The 10,561-nt window shown below is 74.7% G+C and carries 7 protein-coding genes and 1 pseudogene; 2 read left to right on the forward strand and 6 right to left on the reverse strand.

All coding sequences use genetic code 11. The annotated features are described in order from the left end of the window. Window positions 1-118 precede the first annotated feature (118 nt). Together AA75_RS21035 and AA75_RS21040 are read right to left on the reverse strand one after the other, a co-directional pair. The gene (locus AA75_RS21035; protein WP_051812942.1) at window positions 119-1,372 is read right to left on the reverse strand and encodes an MFS transporter; all 1,254 of its coding nucleotides are present in this window, start codon (window positions 1,370-1,372) and stop codon (window positions 119-121) included. Between the two features lie 609 nt (window positions 1,373-1,981). Then, complete coding sequence (locus AA75_RS21040) at window positions 1,982-2,545, reverse strand: anti-sigma regulatory factor (protein WP_051812944.1); 564 nt, start codon at window positions 2,543-2,545, stop codon at window positions 1,982-1,984. 534 nt (window positions 2,546-3,079) lie between these two features. On the opposite strand from AA75_RS21040, the gene AA75_RS21045 reads away from it, so the two are divergent. Beyond that, the gene (locus tag AA75_RS21045) at window positions 3,080-4,513 is read left to right on the forward strand and encodes a sigma factor (protein ID WP_051812946.1); all 1,434 of its coding nucleotides are present in this window, start codon (window positions 3,080-3,082) and stop codon (window positions 4,511-4,513) included. A 61-nt stretch (window positions 4,514-4,574) separates the two neighbouring features. On the opposite strand, the gene lysA is transcribed toward AA75_RS21045, so the two are convergent. The 3 genes from lysA to AA75_RS21060 form a co-directional block, all read right to left on the reverse strand. Further along, complete coding sequence (lysA, locus tag AA75_RS21050; RefSeq protein WP_051812948.1) at window positions 4,575-5,855, reverse strand: diaminopimelate decarboxylase; 1,281 nt, start codon at window positions 5,853-5,855, stop codon at window positions 4,575-4,577. Between the two features lie 332 nt (window positions 5,856-6,187). Next, window positions 6,188-7,054 carry a formyltetrahydrofolate deformylase gene (gene purU / locus AA75_RS21055; RefSeq protein ID WP_033821702.1) on the reverse strand — a complete coding sequence of 289 codons (867 nt, stop codon included), beginning with the start codon at window positions 7,052-7,054 and terminating at the stop codon, window positions 6,188-6,190. 173 nt (window positions 7,055-7,227) lie between these two features. After that, on the reverse strand, window positions 7,228-7,674 hold the full coding sequence (locus tag AA75_RS21060; protein WP_033821703.1) for a hypothetical protein: 447 nt from the start codon (window positions 7,672-7,674) through the stop codon (window positions 7,228-7,230). A 249-nt stretch (window positions 7,675-7,923) separates the two neighbouring features. On the opposite strand from AA75_RS21060, the gene AA75_RS21065 reads away from it, so the two are divergent. Further along, entirely contained in the window at window positions 7,924-9,255 is a 1,332-nt protein-coding gene (locus tag AA75_RS21065; protein ID WP_082526698.1) for an ABC transporter substrate-binding protein, read from the forward strand. Between the two features lie 110 nt (window positions 9,256-9,365). On the opposite strand, the pseudogene AA75_RS21070 reads toward AA75_RS21065, so the two are convergent. Further along, window positions 9,366-10,561 (reverse strand): annotated as a pseudogene (locus AA75_RS21070) (hypothetical protein); the annotation flags it as partial.

Genomic DNA, 10,561 nt, shown 5'->3' on the forward strand with positions numbered 1-10,561 from the left:
GGGGTGGGTGGGGTCGGTCCGCGGTGGGGTGTTCAGCGGTGGGGTGTTCAGGTCGGTCACGGACCGAGTGTCCGGGCCGGGGGCGGGTACGGACGAGGGGCCTGACTGCCACCTTTCGTCAGGATCGGGCCACCGCCCGGCGCAGGCCGCGGATCGGCGGGCTGAGCAGCAGGGCCGCGACCACCAGCAGGGCGACCACACCGCCCGCCGCCAGCACCTGGCGTTCGCCGAAGGCGTCGGCGGCGGGGCCGGCCAGGGCGGCGCCGAGCGGGACCATGCAGACCGAGCCGGCCACCTCGTAGGCGTGGATCCGGTTCAGCACCTCGCCCGGCACCTGGGTCTGGACGCTGGTCGCCCACATGACGCCCCAGAAGGTGACGCCGGCGCCGGTGAGCAGCTGGGCGGCGGCGAGCAGGGGGACCGGGAGGTCCAGTGCGAGGGCGAACTGGTACGCGGGGAAGGCGATCAGGGCGAGCGCGCCGCCGGTCAGCGGCCGGGCCGGCTTGACCCGGATGGCGACCACCCCGCCCAGCACGGTGCCCACCCCGAACGCGCAGCTGAGCAGGCCGTAGACGGTCGAGCCGTGCTGCGGCACCACCACACCGGCGGCCACCGGCAGCATCGGTCCGAAGGAGAGCACGCTGAAGAAGAGCCAGATCACGATCACGCCCCACATCCAGCTGCGGGATCTGAACTCGTGCCAGCCGACGACCAGGTTGCGCCACAGGCTGTCGCCGGCGGGCGGGGCGGGCACCGCGCCGAGCCGCAGCGCGAGCAGGCACAGCGCGCTGACGCCGTACGTGGCGGCGGCGATGACCATCACCCAGCCCGTGGCGGCGGCGCCGACCAGGACGCCCGCGAGGGCCGGGCCGAGCAGCGCGGTGACGGCCTCGGAGATCCGCAGCACGCCGTTGGCGCCCTGGACGTCGCGGGCGACCAGCGGAACGGTGGAGGCCGCGCCGGGCTGGAACATCGCGGCGGCCGTACCGGCCAGCGCGAGCAGCGCGTACAGCTGCCAGAGCTGGTCGATGCCACGGAAGAACAGCAGCGCGAGCAGGACCCGGGTGACCAGGTTGAGCAGGTCTGCGGCGATCATCAGCCGGCGGGCGGTGAACCGGTCGGCGAGGACCCCGCCGACCAGGACCAGGCCCGCGAAGGGTGCCATCAGGAAGGCCATCGCGTAGCCGACCGAGCCGAGCGGGTGGCCCGCGCCGAGCAGGCCGGCCGAGACGGCGACCGGGAGCATCGCGTCGCCGAGCAGGCCGGAGCTGCGGGCGGTGAAGTAGAGCCGGAAGCCGGCGGACCAGATGGCGGGGGCTGCGGCGGGGGCGGGGGCCGGTGTGCGGGCGTGCTGCAGTTCGGGTGCGGTCACAGGAGAGAGTTTTGGTGTAGACCACTGCGAATTCCAGTGGTTTTGGGGTCACGATGCGGCAGCGGTCTGCGGCCGGATTCCCGCGCCGGCCCGGACGGCGGGCCGCCACGCGCGCCCCGAGCACGGCGCGGCGGCTCCGCCATCCGACCTGGCGCCCGAGCCCTGAAGCCGCGCGCCGGCCCTCTGCACTCGTCGAGGTGGTGGTCCCGGGCGGCAGGCAGCGGATGTCCCCCTGTGCCCCGCACCGGCCCGGAGTCGCCTCGACGTCCCCTCGCAACGGAGAGCTGCACCCAAGAGTGATCAGTCGGATACGTCACGTCAATGGGTTGTCCGAAATTCGGAATGGTTGCGGCGCATTTGGCATCGGGTGGCGCACGGCGGCGGACGGGCGGCCTCCGGACGCGCCCCAGGGGCGGACGGGGCGGACGGGACGTCAGAGGCGATGGCGGCCCGGCGCGCGGACGGCGCGACGGCGCACCACGCGGTGTGCGCGGACCGGCAGGAGTGGGGGCGAGGTCGGCAGGAGCCGGGGCGCGGGAGTGCGGACGGCGTGAGAACGGCGTGGGCGGGAGCCCGGAGCCGCGGGGGTACGGGAGCGCGGACCGCGCGTCAGAGCGCGTACGCCCGGGAGGCGGCGGCCGGGTCGGCGGCACGCAGCGGCGGGTGGGCTCCCGGCACCTGGTCCACCAACGGCTGCTCCACGGGCGTCTGGACGGCCGGCAGGTGCTCGGGGACCTTGGGGTCGATCTCGCACCAGACCCGCTTGCCGGAGCCGTCCGGGTACCAGCCCCAGCGGTCGCAGAGCAGCTCGACCAGCTCCAGTCCGCGCCCGTTGGTGGCGTCGCCGCCCGCGTGCCGGGGTGCCGGGGCGACCACGCTGGCGTCGGCCACCTCCACCCGGACCGGCACGAGCGGGTCGCGGTCGCCGTCGGCGCCCGAGCCGATCGGACACGAGCGGCCGGGCAGCGGCATGGACAGCCGCAGCACCGCCGGACAGCCGGTGTGCACCACCGCGTTGGTGACCAGCTCGGAGACCACCAGCACCAGCGTCTCGGCGACCGGCGCATCCGGGTCGAGCCCGTGGCCCTTCAGCCGGGCCCGCACCCAGCGCCTGGCCCGGCCGACCTCCGACGGGTCCGCCTGCACCGCCAGCTGCACCTGAAATACCTGCACCGCTCCACCACCCGCACTCGGTATTCGGCCCGGTCGTCGGCCGTTCTCCCTGCTGCCCGGACCGGGCGGGGCCGAGGCCCTGGTCACGCCGGTCCGGCCGGCCGCGCACCCCGGGAATGCCTGCCGGGCTGCCCATGGCTTCGGCACGAATACGCCTCAGGATGATTCCGCAGCTCGCCCGCAGCAAGCGCTTCAGGCATATTCCAGCGATCGGGGGACGGCTCGGTGCATACTGTCCCGCTCACCCTGGCGAGCATCGCACCGCTGATCGTCCACCCGCGCCACACCCTCCTGCGCACTACGGCGCGAGCGATACGACGGTACCGCCACGCGGGGGCAACCTCCGGGTAGCCACGAGCGAACAACCCTTCCCACATCTGTCCGCATCCGGTCGAACGCCCCCCTCCCGGAGGACGGACCGAGCGTCCCACGATCCAGAACCTGGTTTTTCCTTCTTCGTACGAATGCACCCCGCCCCGGCCCGGACGGGCTACCGTTGAGTAGGCCGCCCGGAGCACGGAGGGGGCAGGGGCCATGTCCGATCGCACCGCCCACCGGGACGCGCAGGTCCCCCGGCGGCTGCTGCGCGGCGAGGAGTCCGCACTCGGCGAGCTCTACGACCACCACGCGCCGCTGGTGCACGGCCTCGCCTGGCGGCTGCTGGACGACCAGGACGACGCCGAGCAGCTGACCCGCGAGGTGTTCGCCGGGGTCTGGCGGGCGCCGGAGTGCCTCGACCCGGCCCACGGCCCGCTGCGCGACCGGCTGGCCAGGCTCACCCGGCAGCGGGCCGCCGAACTGCTGGCGGCCCGCCAGGACGACGGCCGGGCGGCCGCGGCCCGCGCCACCGCCGTCCGGGTGCGCGAACTGGTGGCCGCCCTCCCGCGGCCGCTGCCCGCCCCGACGCACCCGCACGCCCCGGCCGCGTCCGGCCGTCCCGGCTCCCTCGACTGCCTCGGCTCCCTCGGCGAATCGGACCTCGGCGCCCCGGACCCCGGCACTCCGGCCCCGGACGGCGCGCCCGATCCCGACGACTCGCTCGGGCCCGACGAAGCGCTGCGCCGCCAGGTGCTGGACTGGTGCCTGGCGCAGCGGCCCGCCCGCTGTCCCGTCCCGCCGTGGGCGGCGCCGTACGCGGCCGAGACGGCCAAGCTGGACGCCCTGCTGCGGGACCTCGGCCCCGGCGAGTGGCAGGAGGTGGCCGAACTGCCCTGGCACGGCGGGGTGCAGCGCTGGCGGCCCGCGGAGGTGGTCTGCCATCTGGCCGCCGTGGACGGCTATCTGACGCCCGCCCTCGGCCTGCCCGACCCGGTCCGGACACCGACGCCGCCCGGGCCGCGGCCGGCGGGACCGCCCCGGGTACCCGAGCAGGGCCGGCCCGACGACGTCCTCGGCCGGACCCGGAGCCTGATCGAGGCGCGGCGCGGCAGCGCGCCCGCCGAGGTGCGCGGGATGTGGCGGCGGCAGAGTCACGAGCTGCTCCGCGCGGCCGGTCTCGGTGCGGACGGCACGGCCCCGGTCGACTACGCTTCGGCCGTGCTGCCGCTGTCCGACGCCTTCCTGGACCGGGCGTTCGAGTGCTGGGTCCACGGGGACGACCTCGCCCGGGCGGTCGACTATCCGTACGCCCCGCCCGCGCCGCAGCACCTGCGGCTGCTGGTCGACCTGGCCGCCCGGATGCTGCCGTACCTGCTGGCCGCCCTGCGCGGTCCGGACCGGCCGGCCGGTGATCGCCGGCTGCTGCGGCTGGTGATCGACGGACCGGCGGCCGGCGAGTGGCGGATCCCGCTCGACGGGCTGCAGGACGACGGCGGGCCGCCGGTCGCCGAGATGGTGCTGGACGGCCTGGAGTTCTGCTACCTCGCCGCCGCCCACCGCGACCCGGACCTGCTCCCGGTCGGCCGGCACGGCGACCTGGCGGCGATCCGGGAGGTCCTGCACGCGGTGCCCCTGCTCTCCCGGCCCTGAGCGGCCGGCCGACGCCCGGAACAGGCCCGGACCGGACCGCGCCACCGGCCCGCCGCGGCGCCTACTCCGGCAGGCCGGTCTCCGCCGCCAGCAGTTCGGCGACCGACTGGCGGCGTCGGATCAGCCTGGCCCGGCCGCCGTCCACCAGCACCTCCGGCGCCAGCGGCCGCGAGTTGTAGAGCGAGGACATGCTGGCGCCGTACGCGCCGGTGTCGTGGAAGACCACCAGGTCGCCGATGTCCGCGCGGGGCAGCGGGACCGGTTCCACGTCCCCGCCCGCGGCCTGGGTGAACACGTCGCCGGACTCGCACAGCGGGCCGGCCAGCACGGTGTCCCGCAGGTCGGCGCGGCGGACCTCGCCGTCGGGGGCCAGCACCGAGGCGCGGTGGCTGCTGCCGTACATGGCGGGCCGCATCAGGTCGTTGAAGCCGGCGTCGACCAGCACGAAGTGGTTGCTGCCGACCGGCTTGTGGGCCCGCACCTCGGCCGCGAGCAGCCCTGCGCCGGCCACCAGGAAGCGGCCGGGCTCGATCTCCAGCCGCACCGGGTGGCCGAGTTCGGCGGCGATCTCGGCGCGCGCGGAGTCCCAGAGCCGGAAGTACCGGTCGGTGTCGACCTCGGGCTGCCCGGCGGCGTACGGGACGGACAGGCCGCCGCCGGCCGAGATCGCGCGGACGTCGCGTCCGCTGAGCCTGACCTGCTTGACCATGGTCTCGCAGACCGCCTCCAGGTGGCCGTAGTCCACCCCGGAGCCGATGTGCATGTGGAAGCCGACCAGGTCCAGCCGGTGGCGGTCGAGCAGGTCGAGGCTGTCGGCCAGGTGCTCGTGCCAGATGCCGTGCTTGCTCTGCTCGCCGCCGGTGTTGGTCTTGCGGCTGTGGCCGTGCCCGAAGCCCGGGTTGATCCGGATCCAGACCGGGTGGCCCGGGTTGGCCCGGCCGAGCTGTTCCAGCATCTGCGGGGAGCCCGCGTTGACCGGGATGCCCAGCTCGACCACCCGGTCGAGGGTCGGGCGGTCCAGCAGGTCCGCGGTGAAGACGATCGGGTCGTCCGGTCCGCCGGGCAGGTACCCGGCGGCGAGCGCGCGTTCGACCTCGCCGGCCGACACCGAGTCCACCAGGACGCCCTGTTCGCGCATCAGCCGCAGGATGTGGATGTTGGAGCAGGCCTTCTGCGCGAACCGGATCACGTCGAACTGCCGCAGCCGCTCGATCTGCGCGCGGATCGGCGCGGCCCCGTACAGCCAAACCGGGGTGCCGAGCTCCTCGGCGATCCGGGCGATCCGGGGGCCGTCGAGGCCGCCGGGGAATTCGCCGTCCGGGGTCGCTGGTGAGGTCGTCATGGCAGGCAGTCCTCCGCACGGATCGTCAACTGGACCGAGCGCACCGCCGCCGTCGAATTCGGTGGCTCGCCGAATTCCGGCTCGATGGACGGGGACCGGCGGCGCCCCCGTGGCGCGGCGCTTTCCCCCGTTCGGCGGCGGCCACGTTACCTCCGCCGACGGACCGGCGGGAAACCGGAGTTGACGCCGGCAGGAGCCGCCGGAAGGGGATTCTTCGGCGGCCCGGGTATCCGGGCGGAGCACTTCCGGAATACCGCTCGGCCGCGCGCACGAACGACGTCCCGCGGACCGCGGAAAAAGAAATCCTGCGGCTCGGGTGAAGGCGGACGGGGTCAGGCGAAGACGACGGTGCGGGCGCCGTTCAGCAGTACCCGGCGTTCGCTGTGCCACTTGACCGCGCGCGCCAGCGCCTGGCACTCGACGTCGCGGCCGAGGGCGACCAGCTGGTCCGGGGTGACGTCGTGGGTCACCCGCGCCACCTCCTGCTCGATGATCGGGCCCTCGTCCAGGTCGGCGGTGACGTAGTGCGCAGTGGCGCCGATCAGCTTCACGCCCCGGGCGTGCGCCTGGTGGTACGGCTTGGCGCCCTTGAAGCTCGGCAGGAAGGAGTGGTGGATGTTGATCACCCGGCCGGAGAGCTCCTTGCACAGCCGGTCGGACAGCACCTGCATGTACCGGGCCAGCACCACCAGGTCGACCCGCTGGTCGGCGACCAGGTCGAGCAGCTGCTGCTCGGCCTCGGCCTTGGTCTCCTTGGTGACCGGCAGGTGGTGGAACGGGATGCCGTAGGACTCGGTGAGCTCGCGGAAGTCGGTGTGGTTGGAGACCACGGCCGCGATCTCCACCGGCAGTGCGCCGATCCGGGTGCGGAACAGCAGGTCGTTCAGGCAGTGGCCGAACTTCGACACCATCAGCACCACCCGCATCCGCTCGGCGGTCGGGTGGATCTGCCAGTCCATCCGGAACGAGGCGCCGATCGCGGCGAAGCTGGCCCGCAGCTTCTCGGGGCTGACCGGCTGCTCGGCCGCGAAGTGCACCCGCATGAAGAACAGCCCGCTGTCGCCGTCCCCGAACTGCTGGCTGTCGATGATGTTGCAGCCGGTCATGAACAGGTAGCTGGAGACCGCGTGGACGATCCCCTGCTTGTCCGGGCAGGACAGCGTGAGGACGTACTGGACGGGGGCGGACTGCTCTTCCACGGTTGCGGTTCCCCTGGTTCTTCGGTGCGAGGACGGGTCCGGACCGGTTCGGGCACGGCCTGACCGTCCGGGCGGCGGACGGTCAAGCGTGTCACAGATCGACGGACGCCCGCCGCCACCGCCCGCACCGCGAGATCCGGCCGGGCCGCGGCCGTACGCGGGCCGGCGCCGCCCTACGCGGCCCGGGTGAGGATCCGCAGCACCTCGAGCGAGCGCGGCGCGGTGTCGGGGTCCTCCCCGTCGGCGGACGCCAGGTGGGCGTGGGCGGCCCGGGCCGCGGCGACCGCCTCGGGCCAGCCGGGGTGGGCGAGGTAGGCGGCGGCGGGCGCGTCAGCGCCTACCTCGTGCAGGATCCGCAGCACCGGCAGGACGGCGGCGTCCACCAGGGCGGCCTCGGTCTGGTCCCGCAGGACGGTGCCGACGTACTTCCCGGCGGGCCAGCGGTCCAGCCAGGTGTCCTCGACCAGGCGGTAGACGGCGTCGGTGACGTCGCCGTACCCCGGCCGGCCGGCCAGCCAGGTCTCCTGCTGGAAGGCGGGGTCGGACAGCATGTGCAGGGCCGACCGCAGCCGGGCTCGCCAGCGCCACCAGGGCAGGTCGTTCAAGGGCATGCCGCCCATCGTGCTCGACCGGTGCCCCGTTCGAGAAGAGGGTCGGGTGGACCGATACCGAGAATCCATGCTGTCGGACATGAGAATCGATCGTACGTTCCCACCTGTCATGACTTCTACACGCGTCACCCCTCGCTGTTCCACCCGCGTTGACCCGGCGTTCTTTTCCAGGCCCCCTCCGCTTGCCCGCCCCGGACAAGGCTGGTCCAGGCCACACCGGCGTACGGAGGCCAAGAACCCCGGGAAGGGCACACCGACATGACGCGGACCGCATCGGCCGACCGCCCACATCCGACCGCCCACCGGAGGGCCGCCACCGCACCGGCGGGCGCCCGGCGCCGCCGTACGGCCGGCGTGCTGGCCGCGACCGCGACGCTGCTGCCCGCGCTGCTGGCGACCTCCGCCTGCGGCGGACCGGCGGACGCCGCCGCCACCGCCGGCCACTCCGAGCCGACCGTGATGACCTGGGCGCCGTCCGGCACCGGCTCCACCGACCGGCCCGGCATGACCGCGCTGGCCGAGGCGATCGGCCGCGAGCTCAACGCCAAGGGCGGCCTCGACGGCCGCAAGCTGCGGGTCCTCACCTGCAACGAGCAGAACACCGCCGACGGCGCCGCCGCCTGCGCCCAGCAGGCGATCGACGCCCACGTGGTGGCCGTGATCGGCTCCTACAGCCAGTACGGCAGCGACTTCATGCCCGCGCTGGAGCGGGCCGGGATCCCGTACCTGGGCGGCTACGGGCTCTCCTCGCCCGAGTTCACCAGCCCGCTCTCCTACCCGGTGGCCGGCGGCAGCCCGGCGCTGGTCGCGGGCAGCGGCCGCCAGCTGGTCGAGGCGGGCTGCAAGACGGTCGCGCTGATCCGTCCCGACACCCGGGCCGGCGACACCCTGGTCAACTACCTCAGCGGCGCGCTGAAGCCCGCCAACGTGAAGCTGACCGACGTGCCCGCGCCGGAGAAGTCCAACAACTACACCGACTACGCCCGCCGGGCGATCGGCGACGACCGCCCGGGCAACTGCGTGATCAGCGCGCTCGGCTCCGAGCCCACCTCCAACCTGCTCGACCCGTACCGCCGGCTCGCCCCCAAGCACACCCAGCTGGCCTCGGTGATCGGCAGCTTCCAGCAGTCCGTGGTGGACTCCACCGGCGGCGACTCCGGCCCGCTGCACGGCGCCTACGCGACCGGCTGGTACCCGGCCGAGGCCTCCCCGGTCTGGGACGCGCTGCGGGCCACCGCCCACGGCTACGGCACCGGCGACGCCATGATCGACGTCTCCGACCCCGGGGTGCAGACCACCTGGGTCGCGTACGAGGTCTTCCGCCAGGCCGCCGCCCGGGCCGACCGGAGCAAGCCGCTGACCGCCCGCGCGCTGGCCAACGTGCTCGACAGCGGCGAACCGATCGACACCGGCGGCGCCACCCCGCCGCTCAGCTGGGGCCTGACCAACATGCTCCCGAGCGCCGACTCGCCGCGGCTGGTGAACACCTCGGTCACCTTCCAGCAGGTCCAGGGCGGCCGGCTGGTCGAGCAGCGCCAGGGCTTCGTGGACGTCCGCTGGGTGCTGGCGGGCGGCAAGCCGCCCGCGTGACGCCCGGCACGACGCCTCGCGCAGAACCCCGAAGGGGCGGTCCGGCCGCGGTGGCCGGGCCGCCCCTTCGGGTCGTGCCGTGACTCGGACGCCTCGCGGGACCGGGGGGACTACAGGTCGCCCTTCTCCCGGGTCGGCAGGCTGGTCTGGGTGGCGATGGCGTTCCACAGGTCGGAGGCCTGGGTCTTCGCGGTGGTGGCCGTCCCGCTGGCCGCGTTGCCGTTCTTGGCGTGCTGGTTCTCCGCCTGCTTGGCGGGGTCGCAGGCGGCGATGGAGTCGCCCGCCCAGGCCGCGTACTCCTTGTCGGCCGTGGACGAGGCCGTCCAGGCCTTCTGCAGCTGCTCCACCAGCTGCGGGCCGCTCGGCAGCTTGTCGACCTTCAGGGCGGCCAGGTCGGAGACCAGCTGGTCGCGCTGGGCGGCCGCCGCGGTCAGGCTGGTCTGCGCGTCCGGCAGCTTGTCGCACTTCTGCACCGAGCTGACCGCACCGATCACCGCCTGGCGGCTGGAGCTGGCCTTGCCGAGCAGGTCGGACATGGCCTTGGCCTGGGCCTGCATCTCCGGGGTGACCGCCGCCGGGCCGGCGCCGGCCGAGTTGCTGGTGACCGGCTTGGCGACCGGCGTCCCGGGCGTCTTGTCCTCACCGCCGCCGCTCATCAGCACCGCGACCAGGATGCCGGCCGCCGCACAGCCGGCCACCACACCGCCGATCACCAGCTTCTGCGAGGGGCGCTTGCCGCCGCCGGCCGGCGCGGCGCCGGCCGGCTGGTAGCCGCCCGTCTGCTGGCCGCCGTAGGTCTGCGCGCCCGGCTCGTGGCCGCCGAAGGTCTGCTGACTGCCGAAGCCCTGCTGGCCACCGAAGGTCTGGCCGCCGAAGGTCTGCGGGGCGGCGGGCGGCGGGACGGCGCCCTGGGCACCGCCGAAGCCCTGCTGGCCGCCGTAGGACGGCTGGGCGCCGTACCCCGGCTGCTGGGGCGGCGCGGCCGGGTACGCCTGCGGGGCGCCGTAGCCGCCCTGGCCGCCCTGGAGGCCCTGCTGCTGCATCGGCAGTCCACCGCCGATGCTGGGCTCGCCGGCCGGGTACGGCGGCAGGTGCTGGGTCTCGGGCGCGGCCCCGGCCGCCGGACCGGCCTGCGGGCCGCCCTGCTGGCCGGGCTGCGGCGGTGCGCCCCAGTACTCGGGGGCGCCGCCGGGCGCCTGCTGCTGGGGCGGGACGGCCTGCTGCTGGGGCTGCCCGCCCTGCGGGTCCCCGGGCTGCCCGGCCGGCTCCGGCCGGAACAGGTCGTCCATGTTGAAATCGTTCGAGC

The sequence above is a fragment of the Kitasatospora sp. MBT63 genome, assembly GCF_000710465.2.
Classification (GTDB): Bacteria; Actinomycetota; Actinomycetes; order Streptomycetales; family Streptomycetaceae; genus Kitasatospora.